Consider the following 15,042-nt stretch of genomic DNA (forward strand, 5'->3'; position numbering starts at 1 on the left):
TTTAGTCAATTCTTAAATTTATTTTAAAAGTTGCGTGTTATGTCTGCTAGTCCTGAGCGCTTATGGAATCGCTCCTTTGTTCTGTGTTTATTGAACAATCTGTTCCTGTTTATCTATTACTTTGCCTTACTGACCATTCTGCCGGTTTATATCATGAAAGATCTGGGCGGATCAGTCAAAGAAGCAGGTTTGGCTTTGACCCTGTTCTTAGTGTCATCAATTGCCGTTCGACCTTTTTCTGGCATGATCATCGAGAAACTCGGCAAGAAATTGGCAATGCGTGGAGCCGGAGTTATTTTTGCCTTGTTTGCCTTTAGTTATCTGCTAGTCGACAGCATGTGGTCATTATTGGCAGTACGTTTCTTACATGGAATCTGGTTCAGCATCCTAACGACGGTCACCGTCCCTGTCGCGAATGAGTTTATTCCGGAATCTCGTAAGGGTGAGGGCATGGGGGTTGGCTGGAGTCTGGTACCCGCTTATGTGATTCCTTTACTCGGCGATAATATTGTGGTGAAGAAAACGCTGGAACCTTTACCGATGATTGCTCTCTATATCAGTTACCCTAAAAATAACCAGCATCCTGCGATTGAGCTGATTCTGAAAGTGCTCAAAGAAAAGTTTTGTGTAGACCTTTTTAAGTAAATTATTGATCTTCCATAAATGAAATGTGCTACAGAAATGATCTGTAGCACATGCTTTTTAATCGCAGAGGAAAATCGCTTTATACTAAAATTCAAAAAATAAGAAATCGGTTGAAGCAGAATGATGAAGCTCTGTAACAACCCTCGGTCACGCGGCATGACCTTGCTGCCCATCCTTAAAGAACTACAGATCGAAGACCAGCTTGAGCAGGTGGAAGTTCCCTATAAAGATATGCATCAACCTGAATATCTTCAGATCAATCCGATGGGCAAAGTCCCGTGTCTGGTTGATCAAGGCATCGTGATCTCAGAAATGGCCGCTATCATTATCTATCTGGCAGATAAATATCAGGACAAAGGGTTGGCGCCCGCTTTAGATGATCCCAAACGTGGTGCTTATTTAAAATGGATTTTCTTCTGTCATGGGCCACTGACTGAATATATCGATGTAAAAAATTTACAAGTATCTCAAGAACAGATTGAAAAGGTTCGAACCAGTTTAAGTTTTGGTAACGAAGCCGCGGTATTTGATTTTCTTAATCAGGGCTTGTCGCAGGCCAAGCCTTATCTTTTAGGTGAAAAAGTTTCTGCTGCAGATCTATATGTAGCCTATTGTCTGATCTTCGCAATTAGTACCGAAATTTTACCGCCTTTAGAAGAATTCAAACCTTTTCTCCAGCAGATGGCACGTCTTGGTTCTCTCAAAGATATTTCATGGTTTGAGCAATAATGGACTTAGCTTTTATGTTCATCTATAAATAGGAAACCACGCCGTAGCGTGGTTTTTTAAGTCAGGTCAATTATTATTTAACATGGAGCTTGTTGAACAGCGCCTTGCTTGTGCTTTCCATAGATTGAGGAATGGCAAGAGCTGCTACGAAGCGGTCTGGACGCAGGATGACGATAGAATCTTGGGTCTTGCCAAACCATGTACGGATTCAGTGCCGATATCACCAATGGTAATAACATCTTCATATTGCTTACGCTGTTGATTAGACAGCTGAACCGCAGGAATGACCTGAATGAACTTCACGCCAAGTTTTTTCCATTGCTGCATTGATTCCTTGCTTAAGCCCCATTTCGGATCTACACCCCAGGCAATGATGGCAAAGTCATTACCAATGACTTCATCCAGTAATGCTGTTTCACCAGATTCCAGTTTGACCTGTGGCTGAATGAACATTTTGCCAACTGGAGAGTCTTTGTGAGTATTTGCCAGTAACGCACCATCATGATATTTCGGCATTGGTTTAAAGCGCATTTCCAGCAGGTACTGTTTGATTGGCTTAATATAGTTCAATGCATAGGCAATACCGTCACGCACAAAACCTTGCCATTTTTTCGGTGGCGCAAGCACGTGCCCTGCCATGACTGAAAGATCGATCATCGCTTTGGCATGGTCTTTACGTTCTACCTGGTAAGAGTCCAGCAAGTCTGGACCTGCTTTGCCTTGTACCACTAGTGCTACTTTCCAGGCCAGGTTAAAGGCATCACGCATACCGCTGTTATAACCTTGACCTTGCCATACAGGCATGATGTGCGCAGCATCACCGGCAAGCAGAATACGGTCGGCACGGAATTTGTCCGCAATACGTGCATTGTGGTTATACACACGTTGACGAATCACTTCAATACCGCTGGTATTTGGTAAAACTTTAGACAACAGTTTGGCAATATTTTACGGTTTGCTGAGTTCTTCCTGAGTTTCGCCTGACATGACCATGAATTCGAAGCGGCGAATGCCATGCGACAAGGCAGCCGATACGTAAGGACGTACGGGGTCACAGCATAGATAAATATGTGGGGTTGCCAATGGGTCATTATCGATATCAATCACGATCCACTGGTTCGGTGCAGTTTCACCTTCAAATGGAATATTGAGGGTACGACGTACATAAGAGTTACCACCATCACAAGCAATCAGGTATTGCGCACGAATAGTTTCTAAGCTGTCATTTTTAGTCTGAACATTTAAAGTTACACCCTCAGCATCCTGGCTGAAATGTGTCAGGTGACGGGAGAAAAGTACTTCAGTTTTTTATATTGTTTGAGGCCTTGCAGCAGAACATTATCTACTTGAGGTTGAATGAAAGCATTACGGCGGGAGAAACCAAATTCATGAGTCAGTGGCTGAATGTCTGCGAAGCAACGGCCTTTGGGTGTCAGGAAGCGCATGGCATGGTTAGGGGTAGTATGCGGCAAGACCTGATCAACCAGTCCCAAAGATTGAATGGTACGCAAGGATTCATCATCAATGCCGATGGCACGCGGATAATCGATCAGGCTATCCAGCTGTTCAACCACAGTGACTTGAACACCCTGTTTGCTCAGGTAGTTCAATCGTTAAGTCTACTGGGCCAGCCCCCAAAATCGCCACTTCAGTGGTGTAATTTGTATTGCTCATCGCGAATGTCCATTCAATCAATTCAGGATTGAGACTATTAAGGAACAATCAATAGCGCTAAACAAGCTAGTCCATAGTAGGTTATGTCTATCAAAAAGATTTGGTTGAAAAGATTTTAATAAATTATTGATAATAAATAATAATATTTAAATTTATTCATAAGATGAATGAATCCTATGATTATTTCTAGCTATAGTGAATAGCCTATAACGTATAAAAAAGCTGAATCACGCAGTTGCATGATTCAGCCTCGGTCTATATCCCGCAGCATAGGTCGAACCTACTGGAGATTTACTGCACAAGATGTTGCTTTAAACCTGATTAACGAGTCGATGTCGACTTAGTCGTTTTTTTACCATCTTTGTCTTCTGTAGCAGCTTCAGACGCAGCAGGCTGGTCAGCAGGTCCAGCCGTGGTTACATTCGGATTTGGGTTATTCGTTGCAGGAAGTTCCTGAGTTGTTACAGTGACTTTCTGTTCCTCAGTGGTCTTCGTGTCAGTGGTATTGTTTGCTGCAAAACTGGTAGCTGCGGCTGCAGTAAGCGTTGTTGCAAGTAAGATTTGTGCATATTTCATGTTGAGCATCCTTTTTATTACATTTATAAACTGCCGAATGACCATCACATCAATCCGGCAGGAATTCATCCTAAGCATGAAAATTTTACGGAGCAAAGTAATTAACAAAAGCCGCACGAAGCTGTTAACCAAGCAAATACAATCACTGGAAATTTGTTTTCTTCTGTTAAATGTATAGGAAATTTTTAGCTGGAAATGTGTGTAAATATTTCAAATATAGCGTTTAAGTGAACCATTTAACGGCTAAAAAGTACTTACTACAAACTGTTATTTTTATTTGCACTGAGATAAATAGGATTTACTCATCCAAAAAATGAACACTTTTGCAAGAGTCCAGTGCTCTATAATAGTCAGGTTTACTACTTCTAATTCTATCTTTGAGAATCAATTTTGAAAGTTCTTGCCGCTCAGCAGCCTATTCCTGTACACATCATTTCCGGATTTTTAGGTGCCGGTAAAACCACTTTATTAAAATATTTACTGAGCCAGAAACCGGAGCAGGAAGTCTGGGCTGTGCTGATGAATGAATTTGGTCAGATTGGCGTCGACCAGCAATTACTGCCTAAGGATCAGGGCTATGCAGTGAAAGAATTGCTGGGTGGCTGTTTATGTTGTAGCAGTCAGTTGCCGATGCAGATTGCTTTATCCCGGCTATTGTCAGAAACCAAACCGGACCGGCTATTTATTGAACCTACAGGACTCGGACATCCCGGACAACTGCTGGAACAGCTCACTGAACCACATTGGCAGAGTCATTTAAAGATGCAATCTTTGGTTACCGTGGTGGATGGCTCACGTTTACATGATCGGGACTGGACGCATCAGAACCTGTATGCGGATCAGCTGAAAGTTGCTAATATTGTGGTCATTTCCCATGCTGATTTGATGACTGAAACTGATCATGCTGCTTTAACTGAACTCAAGTCTGAGTATCAGCCCTATGCTCAGCACTGGCTGATGATAGAAAACGGACAGCTGGATATTGAGCAAATCAAACAGGATTATCAGGGTACTCCTCGGCAGATCCAGCCACTGCTCAAGCAACAGCGCCAAATATCTGGAGAGGTGCCGGCTGTCGTACATCAGTCGCCTTATCATTATGTTGAAAGTGCACAAGGCTATCAGGTGGCAGGTTGGAAATTGCCGAAACGCTGGCAGTTTGATTTTTATAATCTGCTGGATTTGCTTTGTGAGCAGCAGGACTGGCTCAGAATCAAAGGGATTTTCAATACCAATCAGGGCTGGAAAAGCCTTAATTTCAATCCTGAACAGTTTAATTATCAGTCTGCCGAAGAAGGTATTGATAACCGGGTAGAAGTGATTTACCAGACCTCACGTGACTGGCTGGAATTTGAAACTGCTTTAATGCAATGCCGGATTGAGCAGGAAAAATAGCTTCGAATCTGTGTATAGAAAATAGCTAGACAAGACGAAATCTGTCCAGCAAAAAATCAATAAATCTTATATGCTAGGCGCCAAATTTGAGGATTGTGTTATGGCGTTAAAAGCGACAATTTATAAGGCGGATTTGAATGTTGCCGATATGGATACCCATCGTTATGAAGACTATCAGTTGACGATGGCGCTGCATCCTTCGGAAACCATTGAACGTCTGATGGTACGTATTCTGGCTTATGCACGTTTTGCTGGCGAGGCGCTTGAATTTACCAAAGACCTGTTTGAGACTGATAAGCCAGCGTTGTGGGAAAAAGACCTGACTGGCCAATTATTGAAATGGATCGAAGTGGGTTGTCCTGACGAAGATAAAGTCAAGAAAGCCAGTGCGCGTTGTAAGCAGGTCGCAGTAGTTGCTTATGGTTCTTCAGTTGATGAATGGTATAAACGTAATTCCAAATTGAAAACTTTATCAAATGTTGAGGTCTGGAAAATTTCAACCGCCAGCACTGAAGCGGTAAAACAGTTATGTGAACGTACCATGCAGCTGCAACTAAATATCATGGATGGTGAATGGACCCTGATCGGTGATCAGGCCCAAGCTGTAATTGAATGGGAACAGTTACAATAACAACTCACAAGGATGCAAGTTTCGACTTGTATCCTCGCCCCAATATTTCGTATATCTGGAGAGAATAATAAGTTCCAGGGACGAAGCATGTATCATGAACTTTATGATTTGCTGTTAGCAGTCGTGATTGGTGCAGTTATTGGGGCAGAACGGGAATATCACAGTAAGTCTGCCGGACTGCGCACCATGATCATGGTCAGTCTGAGTTCCTGTCTATTTACCATTATTTCCTTAAAAATCGGCGTGGCCAACCCCGACCGTCTGGCAGCCAATGTCTTAACCGGCCTGGGTTTCCTGGGAGCCGGAGTGATTTTAAAAGATGATAACCGGATTTCTGGGATTACCACTGCAACCACAATCTGGATGACAGCGGCACTGGGCATGGCAGTCGGTGCAGGCTATGAGCTGTTAAGTATTTGGGCGACCTTTATTGTCATGACGGTGCTGGTTTTGCTGATGTATGTACAGCGCGGCATTGAATCTCTGAATCAAGAACGTAACTATGAGATAGTCTGTCCTTTTGAGCAGCATGAGCCGGATCATTATGAAAAACTGTTTAAACAATACAAATTAAAAGTCATTCATTCCAGCCAGCAAAAAATCGACCGGCGGATCACAGGCCGCTGGATCCTGATGGGTTCGGCTAAAAATCACCAGAAATTAACCCAGTATTTATTACAGGATAAGAAGATTCAGGAACTCAGCTTTTGATCCATTGGAGCTAAAGTCTGAGGAATTTGGCTCAATCGTGTTTATACTAGGGCTATTTGCAAAATGAAGGATATTGACGATGACCAAAGAACTAGAAATTATTGACCTGGTGGTGGGTGAAGGTAAAGAAGCGGTAAAAGGTGCACTGATTACCACGCATTACACTGGCTGGCTGGAAGATGGAACCAAGTTTGATTCATCGCTGGATCGTGGTAATTATTTTGAGACGGTCATCGGCACTGGTCGTGTGATTAAAGGCTGGGATCAAGGTATCATCGGCATGAAAGTGGGGGGCAAACGTAAGCTGATCGTACCTGCTCATCTGGCTTATGGTGAACGTAAAATGGGGAACATTATCCCGGCAAATTCCAACCTGATTTTTGAAATCGAACTGTATGACGTTAAAACACGTGACTGATATTATGTGACTTTCTGAACAGTACAATATGGCAGGAATTCAGCAGCAGGATAGCTCGTCGGTTATCCTGCTTTTTTATATGAAAAATCATTGGCAATATCCAACATTCCACGTACATTAGAATTAATAACAGTAGCTACAGGATGGCCTTTTTGCTCAGGTTTAGGGGGATTATGCTGATATTGGCATCGTGGTTGATGCTGATATTTTTGATGGGGACTACACGGATCGTGTGGGCTCAATATGATGCTGCTCCAGAATCTTATTTCCTAGCTCATCAGAATGAGGTCACCGAACTAAAATTTGATGAAGATAGTACCACCTTGTTGCAAGGCAAATGGCAGTTCTATCCACGTCAGTTCATTGAGCAACCAGATCCTGAACTCGAATCACAAGTAGTTGAACTTCCAGCTTCATTCAAGAGTCTCACCGGAACCAATGCCACTTATGGCACTTTTATTAGCCATTTTAAAATTCCCAAAAAATTTATCGGACAACGATTAGCGATTCAGATTCCGAGTCAGTATGGTGCTTATAGCATTTATTTAAATGGGGATATCTTGCTGCGTCTTGGTAAAATCAGTAAAACCCCGACAGGGCAGGTGACTGAAAAGGCACCTAAGATCGCATCTTTTGTGCCACAGAATGAATATTTTACCTTAAGTATTCAGGTTTCCAACTATACCAATTTACATGGCGGACTAGAAAAGCCTCTGAAAACTGGCCCCTCTGCGACCATTAATCGACAGTTTATGCTGCAAATGCTGAGTATCGCTTTGGTCTGTGGCACAGTGCTGGGTGTAGGGCTATTCACCATTTTATTTTCCCTGTTTCGCGGATCTGTAGAGCGAAACAGCCGCAGTGTATTTATTTTTGGCTTATTTATTATTTTTTTGGCACTGCATAATCTGTTTTCTGCGCCACATCCATACGCCATTGTAAGTAAAATCAGTTGGTTATGGGGCGCTCGTCTAGAATATCTGTTCACTTTTCTGGCAATCTTATTCTTTCTGAGCTACATGTACCTGTTTAAGCCACGTTACATTCGACGTTCAATTTATTACGTAGGTGCGGGATTACTGATTTTTAATATCGCAGTAACCTTGTTTAGCACACCAGAAGTTTTTGAGCGTCTGGCTTTGTATAGCGTTATCTATGGTCTGGTGATACTGGGTAATTTTATTTACGGGTTTTATGTGACACTTTCTCAAGGAGATGAATATTCGTTCACTAACCTGTTTGCCATCATCTTTCTGTGTGTGACCTTTCTTAATGATTATCTGGTATTACTGAATGTAATTGAGAGCGTGCATCTGTCATTTATTTCGACCAGCCTGTATGTCTTGATCATTATGTTTCAACAATCTCGTAATTATGCCCATCAAACCTACCATACCGAGCGACTGAATAATAAATTAATGATCTTGAACAGTTCACTGGATCAGAAAGTCAAAGCACGTACCGAGCAATTACGTGAACTGAATGCCAAACTCGAACATCAGGTGAATATTGATGCTTTGACGGGTGCCTTTAACCGTCGTGCTTTAAATGACCAAATCCAGCAGCAGTTTTTATACTGTCAGCAACATCCACACAGTACACTGATTTTTGCCATGCTCGATGTCGACTATTTTAAAAACTACAATGACTATTATGGGCACTTAAAAGGAGATGAAATTTTACAGAATCTGGTCAAGGTCATTCCGACGGTACTCCCAGAATCCGCGTATTTAGCCCGTTATGGTGGAGAAGAATTTGCGATTCTACTCACTGATGTACCTGTTCAGGCAGCCTTACAGTCTCTGGAGAAAGTTTTAATCAAGATCCGAGAACAACACTTTGAACATTTAAATCGAACAGATGATAAATCCTATGTCACGGTCAGTATGGGTATTTCCTGGATGGATCAAACACATCCCTATCCAGATATTCATGCACTGATGAAAGCGGCAGATGTGCAGTTATATGCGGCTAAGCAGGCAGGGCGAGATCAACTTAAAATGACATAAAAATTTTTAATTTTAAAAAGCATATTTATATAAATGATAATTTTCTTCATTTTCCGATTGATGATTCGGTGAGAAAAATCCATTTTTTTGATAATAACTTAAAGCTGTTTGAGTCGATTGGACTTTAATTTTATGGATATTTTTACGCACTAAGGATTTGTGCATCTGATCAAAAAGCTGGGTGCCAAACCCGAGTCGCTGGAAACGTGCAGCTACATAGTGCATCAGGATTTCTCCTATGTCACTGACCAGCAAAAAGCCGACAATCTGATCATTTAAAATATACACCCAGCAGTCGTTATAAAGCATTTCCACAATCAGCTGGGCGTGATTAAACTGCTCCAGCCAGCGCTGGATCACGCTGTCTTCACGTTGATGATCCAAAATACAGGATTGAATACTGTCGTGGATGACTTGGATTATTTGAGGTATATCTTGAATCTTCCCTTCACGAATCATAATTTTATTCATTTACTCGACCATAAAGAGGGACCTTTTATTTGAAGGAAAATGCTCAAAAAAACAAATACCAATCGTGTAGCTTTTTGAGTGCATTTGCTAAAGAATCCAGAGTTGATGATCGATTCTGTAGTGATTTGTCTGATTTATTTATCCTGATCAATATTGGCTTTCTGGATTCATTCTAATTTTTAACAAGATTTTAGATCCTTATTTCAAATTGAATACTGGGAAATAAGGCTCAACCGAAGAAAAAAATCCAAGAAGATCTAAAAAAATCCTCAAGTTTACTGTACAAAAAATAGACTTGTGTTAAGTTGGAAGAAGATCGCCAAATCAAGAATTGGCAGACCGTGATAAAAATAAAATTAACTACACGAGATGATCAATGATTCTTAAGTTCCTGATTTTTTCATGTCTAGCCCTGATACTGTATGCGACCTGGTTTATCGGCATGAAAATCTATAAAACCCAGCAGTATGTAAAGAGTAAACGTGTCGAAAAAGAGGATCCGATTTCCAGCAGTACTGAAGAGAGTCAACCTGAGTCTCAGGAAACATTGCATGTGGTCGATGCCTATGAGCTGGAACTGTTTGATGATGTAGCGCAATTATTTTTCCAACATCAGGTTCAGATTCAGGATCGCAATGAAGCAGAGCAATTACAGCAGGAACTGCTCCGTAAGATGCCGATGCATACCGGTACACAAATCCGTCAGATGGATTTAGGCGAATGGTCAATTTTCTGGAATTTTTATGACCAGTCACTGGAATATTATGTCGGCCGTTATGGGGTATTTTATGCCCATGTCGACCGTTTCGGCGAGGAACACCGTCAGGAAATCAGAACCGATATTCAACAGGCATATTATGCTTAAGCAGCTAAATGCTTAAATACTCTAGAGACTAAAATCAAGCTGCATTTTTGAGTTGATGTAATTCACTGAACTTAGCGAGCACTTCATCCCAGAGCTGTTCTGCGCCCTGACGGAAATAACCCATATGTCCAATGTGTTTGAGTCCATAATCGGTCGCCTGAATATCAATATAATGCAACGAGGCCTGACGGTAATGTTGTATAAAGGCTTGTCTGGATTTAGGTAAGGCCCAGGCATCATCGAGTGCGGCTACGGCATAAATAGGTGTTTTTACCGCGGCATAATGGGCATGTAGGTCTTTCAGTTCAGGATCGGCAAAGAAATAGGTTGGATTTTTGCACCATTTGCGCCACTGACGATAGACATCACGCGGTAAGTCGGCGCCCATATTTAAACGACTCCATGGCAAATAGCCTGTCACCGCTACCATCGGTGGAAAAACAATATTCCAGATTACCTGAACCTTGATTCTTTCAGTTAAAGGCATATAACCATGCCAGCCAGCACCGGTGCCAAAGCAGTACATTGCTTCAATGCGATCATGATATTTACTTAATCCCAAAGCCTGCCCGCCATAGGAGTGGCCAATCATATAAATATCCAGACCGGTTTTGCTCAGATAATCAATCGCAGCGCTGAGATCATATTGTCCCCAGTCTAAATAGGACATTTTAAAATTCTTTAAACGTTTGGGTGCAGAATCAGCCACCCCGCGATAATCAAAAGTCAGTACCTGAAAACCTGCATGTGCTGCATAATCGGCAAAGCGCCGGTAAAAAGCTTGGGGAACACCTGTCGCACAGGCGATGACAATATTGGCTTTTGCATATTCACTGCGGTAAAGCTTGCCGGTTAAGGTATAGCCATCTTCTGCCAAAAACTGCACGGTTTCAACCTTAACTTTTCCTTGTTGCATACTGGATATCCTTATACGTGGATTGAATCAGGGGAGGTGAATCTATATTATTTTTAATCTGATCTAAGCCATGATGTCAAAACTCATGAGTCGTAAATGACATCTATGCTTACCTATATGGCATGTAATCTCCTCATACAAAAGGAAGGGCTGCCTCATGCTGATTGATTTTCATCAGGCACAATTACAGAAATTTATGGCTCTGGCGACTCAGGTTGAAGCTGAACCGGAACACTATTTACAGTTTGATTCCGTTTCTGATTTTTATAAAGCCAGCTGGTTAAAGAAATTTCCTGCGGGTACGGTCTGGTATGCTTCTGGTCTGGATGATGGGGCAGAAGAATTTCATGCGGTCATTGAGTATCGTGAAGTTCAGCTTTTACTCAGCTGTGGACCCTGTATATCTGCAAAAATTGCCTGGAAACATTGACCTCAATGCCAATTTTTCTCAATAAAAAAATAATGACAGCCGATGTAAAATTGACTTAAATAGCTTATCTTCTCTGTCAGATGATTCATTTGACTTAATTTGAGTCCATAACCCCTAATAAAAATAAGGAAAATAGATATGGCCCACCAGTTTACCGTAAACGCAATTATTCGTGGTGTTTCGATTGATGAGTTTAAACGTCTGGCAAATGACATCAGTTTGCATGAAGCGGTTTGTCATCGAATCCCTGCTCAAAATATGGAAATTCTGGTTTCAGAAAAGCAGGGACATCTGTATACCCTGAAACGTGCCTACAATCTGGATGTCAAAATCCCGGATATTGCAAAAAAACTGCTGAAAGATGCGTTTCGCTTGCAACGTACCGATGTCAGTAACCTGGAAGAAATGACTTCGGTCGTGGAACTAGGTGCCAATTTGCCAATTGAAGCCAAATGTCAGCGTGCCGTTACAGGTGATGAACAGCAGATCCAGTTCCAGTTGAACTGGACGGTGAATGTGAAAGTGCCTTTGGTCGGTGGCATGCTGGAAAAACATGCTGAAGGCGAAATCCGCAAGTTCAGTGAAATCGAGATCAGCATTGTAGAAGATGAGCTACGCAAGAATCTGAAAGTTTAAATTCGTACATTCTCACTTAAAAAAGAGCCTGTAAGTCAGGCTCTTTGTTATTTTAAGCTGTTTTTTCAAATTTACTGCGGTAAAGCAGGGCAGTGAATAGGGTCACTAGACACACAGTCCAGATATAGTACAGGGCACCAATATTGCTATATAGGCTCAACCATTGCACCAGTGGCAAGGTGATTCCACCTGCAATCGCATAGGCCAGATTATAGGAAAATGAAATTCCGCTGAAACGGATTTGTGCCGGGAACATTTTCACCATGCTATAAGACACCATGCCCACGGTTCCTGAGCTTAGACCGAGCAACATGTAAAGCATGAACACCGTTGACGCTTCAACATGCCCCAGACTGTGATAAAAAATCCCAGCCATTGCCGCGACAAAAATAGAGCCAAGTAAAATGACCTTGCCTGCACCGAAACGGTCAGCCAGTACACCAGCAATAATGCAACCGAGCATTTGCATTAGGATTGCAGCACTTTGCATCTTGAATGCATCAGCACGTTCGAAGCCAAAACTGGCCACCAGTAAATTTGGCATCGCCAGAATCAAGACCACCACACAGCCGGTCAGGAACCAGGTAAATAACATCCCAATGCCTACAGCAGTTTTGTGGCTTAACAGCACTTGCTTGACCGGTAATTCTTTCGCCAGTTCTTTTTTCGTCCGCATGGCTTTAAAAACTGGAGTTTCTTTCAAATAACTACGCAGGTAAAGAGCGATAAAACCGAAAATTCCACCCAGAATGAAGGGAACGCGCCAAGCCCAGTCTTTAATTTCCGCTTCAGTGAACTGTAAGGAAATAAACAGTGACATTAGGGCACCGAGTAGAATTCCGAGTGATAGGCCAGCGGTCAGCAAACCATTGGCAATCCCAATTCGGCCTTCAGGCACATGCTCAGACACAAAGGTCCAGGCAGCCGGAATTTCACCACCAATCGCAATACCTTGAACAACACGCATCAATAGCAGCAGCAATGGTGCAGCATAACCAATACTTTCAAAGGTTGGCATGATCCCAATCATGAGGGTCGGTAGCGCCATCAGCAAGATGGATAAACTGAATAGTCTTTTACGACCGATCAGATCCCCAAAATGCGCCATCACCACACCGCCGAGTGGGCGAAAGAAATAGCCTGCGGCAAAGATGCCATAGGTATTTAGCATGGCCCAAAACGGACTCAGGGTACTTGGAAAGAACAGTTCAGAGATCAATTTGGCGTAGAACACATAAATGACAAAATCATAGAATTCCAGTGCGCCACCTAGGGACGATAGTCCGAGGGTGCGTTTATCAGCACGGCTCAGATAGGGTTGTGCATTCATGTGCTCGTTCCATTATTTAATATCCATGACTTGATTGCTGATTTTAAAGAAGGGTTATTTTCTTGAATAATCAATCTTTCTTTGTTTAATCTAAACTAAAATTTATTAAAATTTAAATGAATAAAATAATTTGGAATGTTTTGATTAATTATTTTCCTTTCAAGTGAATTTTTTAAGGCAAAAATAAGCTGGAGTCCGAAACATTACTTAAAATACAGCTTATCTTTTTTAGACGTATTTATTCATTTTAGTATGGTGTTCATTCTGTAATTTTCCTTCTAAGATAGAGTTAGATGAAAAAATTACAGGATAGCGTGATGACAAATACCTTAGCAGTGGCACAGCAAGGTGAGGCCGTTTTAACCCTAATTGCCAGTCCGGTCACACAGGCTGAATTTGACAGTGACTGGTTGCGGCAATTTAACAGCGCCTTGATGGAAACCATGCAGCACCGTCAGGGCGTGGGCATTGCAGCACCGCAGGTTTATGTCTCTAAACGCATTATTATTGTCGCATCACGGCCCAATTTACGTTATCCGGAGGCGCCATATATGGAAGCTGTGACCATGATCAATCCGGAGATTATCAGTGCTTCAGCTACGCAAGTATTGGGTGAGGAAGGCTGTTTAAGTGTGCCCGAGCAAAGAGGGAGGGTCGCTCGAGCAGAAGAGGTTGAGGTATGTTATTTTACGTTAGAGGGAAATGAAGTGGTTCAGTCATTCAAAGGCTTTCCGGCACGAATTGTACAGCATGAAATTGATCACCTGAATGGAATTTTATTTATAGAGAAGCTTGCAGAAGCATAATTACTTGGCTTGAATTGCGGTGCCATAAGCGAAGACTTCAACCATACCGCCTTGCATGCCAAGTTCGGTAGTACTGAGTCGAATTCCCATAATCTGGTCAGCGCCTATTTTCTCTGCTTCCAATTTTAATCGTACTATAGCTTCACGTCGCGCCCGTTCAACGACACTCTCATAACTGGTCAAACGACCACCTAGCATGTTTTGCACATTAGCAATCGCATATTTAAAGTAATCATGTGAAATCACCACATTGCTGCTGATCATATGACCGGGGAGTGTAGATTCGATGAAGCGGCTATTATTGACCCGGATATAAGCCAAACGCTGTTCCTGTTCATCCAGATATTGCAGATGCTTGCGCTCGTTAAAGCGACCAAAACCGAAACCCACGCTGAACAGAATGGCAAAAATGACAATCTGTATAATCAATCCGTCCATGCATTAGTTCGCCTGTGGAAATGGATCAGGCAGTTTAGGTATGACCGGATCAACGATGACTGCAGTGCCATACACAAACAGTTCAGAAGCACCTTGGGCAATATTTGAAGTAGAAAAACGAATACCCACAATCGCATTGGCACCCATACTACGAGCTTTTTCAATCATTCGGTTCATGGCTTCCTGACGGGATTCTTCCAGTAATTCGGTATAAGCGGTCAACTCGCCTCCGACAATATTTTTTAGACCAGCCAGTAAATCGCGTCCAACATGTTTACTGCGCACAGTACTGCCATAGACCACATCAATCTGTTGGCGAATGGTATGTCCCGGTACAGATTCCAGATTACTCAATAACATGC

General features: G+C 42.2%; 16 protein-coding genes and 3 pseudogenes. 12 read left to right on the top strand and 7 right to left on the bottom strand.

Annotation, left to right across the window (positions count from 1 at the left end; translation table 11 throughout):
* Nucleotides 1-39: 39 nt before the first annotated feature.
* The 3 genes and pseudogenes from RJ01_RS04025 to RJ01_RS04030 all read left to right on the top strand — a co-directional run.
* A pseudogene (locus tag RJ01_RS04025) lies at nucleotides 40-456 on the top strand (MFS transporter); the annotation flags it as partial.
* Nucleotides 448-645: pseudogene (locus RJ01_RS16710) on the top strand (RpiR family transcriptional regulator); the annotation flags it as partial. The pseudogenes RJ01_RS04025 and RJ01_RS16710, both read left to right, overlap by 9 nt.
* Nucleotides 646-768: 123 nt before the next feature.
* On the top strand, nucleotides 769-1,374 hold the full coding sequence (locus RJ01_RS04030) for a glutathione S-transferase family protein (RefSeq protein WP_034170130.1): 606 nt from the start codon (nucleotides 769-771) through the stop codon (nucleotides 1,372-1,374).
* Nucleotides 1,375-1,447: 73 nt separating this feature from the next.
* On the opposite strand, the pseudogene RJ01_RS04035 reads toward RJ01_RS04030, so the two are convergent.
* A pseudogene (locus tag RJ01_RS04035) lies at nucleotides 1,448-3,048 on the bottom strand (bifunctional 3-(3-hydroxy-phenyl)propionate/3-hydroxycinnamic acid hydroxylase).
* Nucleotides 3,049-3,369: 321 nt separating this feature from the next.
* Nucleotides 3,370-3,624, bottom strand: coding sequence for a hypothetical protein (locus RJ01_RS04040; RefSeq protein ID WP_034170131.1), 255 nt, complete (start codon nucleotides 3,622-3,624; stop codon nucleotides 3,370-3,372).
* Nucleotides 3,625-4,014: 390 nt separating this feature from the next.
* Between RJ01_RS04040 and RJ01_RS04045 the strand changes: the two genes are divergently transcribed.
* The 5 genes from RJ01_RS04045 (at nucleotide 4,015) to RJ01_RS04065 (ending at nucleotide 8,788) form a co-directional block, all read left to right on the top strand.
* The gene (locus tag RJ01_RS04045) at nucleotides 4,015-5,019 is read left to right on the top strand and encodes a GTP-binding protein (protein WP_034170132.1); all 1,005 of its coding nucleotides are present in this window, start codon (nucleotides 4,015-4,017) and stop codon (nucleotides 5,017-5,019) included.
* A 100-nt stretch (nucleotides 5,020-5,119) separates the two neighbouring features.
* The gene (locus RJ01_RS04050; protein ID WP_034170133.1) at nucleotides 5,120-5,650 is read left to right on the top strand and encodes a YaeQ family protein; all 531 of its coding nucleotides are present in this window, start codon (nucleotides 5,120-5,122) and stop codon (nucleotides 5,648-5,650) included.
* 87 nt (nucleotides 5,651-5,737) lie between these two features.
* Entirely contained in the window at nucleotides 5,738-6,361 is a 624-nt protein-coding gene (locus RJ01_RS04055; protein WP_034170134.1) for an MgtC/SapB family protein, read from the top strand.
* A gap of 79 nt (nucleotides 6,362-6,440) precedes the next feature.
* Nucleotides 6,441-6,779 carry an FKBP-type peptidyl-prolyl cis-trans isomerase gene (locus tag RJ01_RS04060; protein WP_004814829.1) on the top strand — a complete coding sequence of 113 codons (339 nt, stop codon included), beginning with the start codon at nucleotides 6,441-6,443 and terminating at the stop codon, nucleotides 6,777-6,779.
* Nucleotides 6,780-6,952: 173 nt separating this feature from the next.
* Nucleotides 6,953-8,788 carry a diguanylate cyclase gene (locus RJ01_RS04065; protein ID WP_034170135.1) on the top strand — a complete coding sequence of 612 codons (1,836 nt, stop codon included), beginning with the start codon at nucleotides 6,953-6,955 and terminating at the stop codon, nucleotides 8,786-8,788.
* Nucleotides 8,789-8,800: 12 nt separating this feature from the next.
* Here the strand turns inward: RJ01_RS04065 and RJ01_RS04070 are convergent, their stop codons facing one another.
* Nucleotides 8,801-9,247 (bottom strand): GNAT family N-acetyltransferase, encoded by a 447-nt coding sequence (locus RJ01_RS04070; protein WP_034170136.1) that lies wholly within the window; start codon nucleotides 9,245-9,247, stop codon nucleotides 8,801-8,803.
* Nucleotides 9,248-9,638: 391 nt separating this feature from the next.
* On the opposite strand from RJ01_RS04070, the gene RJ01_RS04075 reads away from it, so the two are divergent.
* Nucleotides 9,639-10,124: a hypothetical protein gene (locus RJ01_RS04075; protein WP_034170202.1), complete on the top strand. Its 486-nt coding sequence runs from the start codon at nucleotides 9,639-9,641 to the stop codon at nucleotides 10,122-10,124.
* Between the two features lie 34 nt (nucleotides 10,125-10,158).
* Here RJ01_RS04075 and RJ01_RS04080 read toward each other — a convergent pair whose 3' ends face one another.
* Entirely contained in the window at nucleotides 10,159-11,040 is an 882-nt protein-coding gene (locus RJ01_RS04080; RefSeq protein ID WP_034170137.1) for an alpha/beta fold hydrolase, read from the bottom strand.
* Nucleotides 11,041-11,197: 157 nt separating this feature from the next.
* Here RJ01_RS04080 and RJ01_RS04085 point away from each other — a divergent pair, with 157 nt between their 5' ends.
* Nucleotides 11,198-11,470, top strand: coding sequence for a hypothetical protein (locus RJ01_RS04085; RefSeq protein WP_004784921.1), 273 nt, complete (start codon nucleotides 11,198-11,200; stop codon nucleotides 11,468-11,470).
* A 138-nt stretch (nucleotides 11,471-11,608) separates the two neighbouring features.
* Nucleotides 11,609-12,106: a DUF2505 family protein gene (locus RJ01_RS04090; protein WP_034170138.1), complete on the top strand. Its 498-nt coding sequence runs from the start codon at nucleotides 11,609-11,611 to the stop codon at nucleotides 12,104-12,106.
* A gap of 52 nt (nucleotides 12,107-12,158) precedes the next feature.
* Here RJ01_RS04090 and RJ01_RS04095 read toward each other — a convergent pair whose 3' ends face one another.
* Nucleotides 12,159-13,436, bottom strand: a complete 1,278-nt coding sequence (locus RJ01_RS04095; protein WP_034170139.1) for an MFS transporter — start codon at nucleotides 13,434-13,436, stop codon at nucleotides 12,159-12,161.
* 317 nt (nucleotides 13,437-13,753) lie between these two features.
* Between RJ01_RS04095 and def the strand changes: the two genes are divergently transcribed.
* Nucleotides 13,754-14,242: a peptide deformylase gene (def, locus tag RJ01_RS04100; protein ID WP_034170203.1), complete on the top strand. Its 489-nt coding sequence runs from the start codon at nucleotides 13,754-13,756 to the stop codon at nucleotides 14,240-14,242.
* On the opposite strand, the gene RJ01_RS04105 is transcribed toward def, so the two are convergent.
* Nucleotides 14,243-14,680 (bottom strand): YbjQ family protein, encoded by a 438-nt coding sequence (locus RJ01_RS04105; protein ID WP_005236904.1) that lies wholly within the window; start codon nucleotides 14,678-14,680, stop codon nucleotides 14,243-14,245. It abuts the gene before it with no gap.
* 3 nt (nucleotides 14,681-14,683) lie between these two features.
* A complete protein-coding gene (locus RJ01_RS04110) occupies nucleotides 14,684-15,040 on the bottom strand; it encodes a YbjQ family protein (RefSeq protein ID WP_005236903.1) in 357 nt (118 codons plus the stop codon).
* Nucleotides 15,041-15,042 lie beyond the last annotated feature (2 nt).

The organism is Acinetobacter sp. YZS-X1-1, assembly GCF_000804305.1.
In the GTDB taxonomy this organism is placed as follows: domain Bacteria; phylum Pseudomonadota; class Gammaproteobacteria; order Pseudomonadales; family Moraxellaceae; genus Acinetobacter; species Acinetobacter variabilis.

Bases quoted from the DNA above. Each gene is read 5' to 3' on its own strand.
- RJ01_RS04030 (WP_034170130.1), top strand. From the start codon at position 769: ATGAAGCTCTGTAACAACCCTCGGTCACGCGGCATGACCTTGCTGCCC.
- RJ01_RS04040 (WP_034170131.1), bottom strand. From the start codon at position 3,624: ATGAAATATGCACAAATCTTACTTGCAACAACGCTTACTGCAGCCGCA.
- RJ01_RS04050 (WP_034170133.1), top strand. From the start codon at position 5,120: ATGGCGTTAAAAGCGACAATTTATAAGGCGGATTTGAATGTTGCCGAT.
- RJ01_RS04055 (WP_034170134.1), top strand. From the start codon at position 5,738: ATGTATCATGAACTTTATGATTTGCTGTTAGCAGTCGTGATTGGTGCA.
- RJ01_RS04060 (WP_004814829.1), top strand. From the start codon at position 6,441: ATGACCAAAGAACTAGAAATTATTGACCTGGTGGTGGGTGAAGGTAAA.
- RJ01_RS04065 (WP_034170135.1), top strand. From the start codon at position 6,953: ATGCTGATATTGGCATCGTGGTTGATGCTGATATTTTTGATGGGGACT.
- RJ01_RS04070 (WP_034170136.1), bottom strand. From the start codon at position 9,247: ATGATTCGTGAAGGGAAGATTCAAGATATACCTCAAATAATCCAAGTC.
- RJ01_RS04080 (WP_034170137.1), bottom strand. From the start codon at position 11,040: ATGCAACAAGGAAAAGTTAAGGTTGAAACCGTGCAGTTTTTGGCAGAA.
- RJ01_RS04085 (WP_004784921.1), top strand. From the start codon at position 11,198: ATGCTGATTGATTTTCATCAGGCACAATTACAGAAATTTATGGCTCTG.
- RJ01_RS04090 (WP_034170138.1), top strand. From the start codon at position 11,609: ATGGCCCACCAGTTTACCGTAAACGCAATTATTCGTGGTGTTTCGATT.
- RJ01_RS04095 (WP_034170139.1), bottom strand. From the start codon at position 13,436: ATGAATGCACAACCCTATCTGAGCCGTGCTGATAAACGCACCCTCGGA.
- def (WP_034170203.1), top strand. From the start codon at position 13,754: ATGACAAATACCTTAGCAGTGGCACAGCAAGGTGAGGCCGTTTTAACC.
- RJ01_RS04105 (WP_005236904.1), bottom strand. From the start codon at position 14,680: ATGGACGGATTGATTATACAGATTGTCATTTTTGCCATTCTGTTCAGC.
- RJ01_RS04110 (WP_005236903.1), bottom strand. From the start codon at position 15,040: ATGTTATTGAGTAATCTGGAATCTGTACCGGGACATACCATTCGCCAA.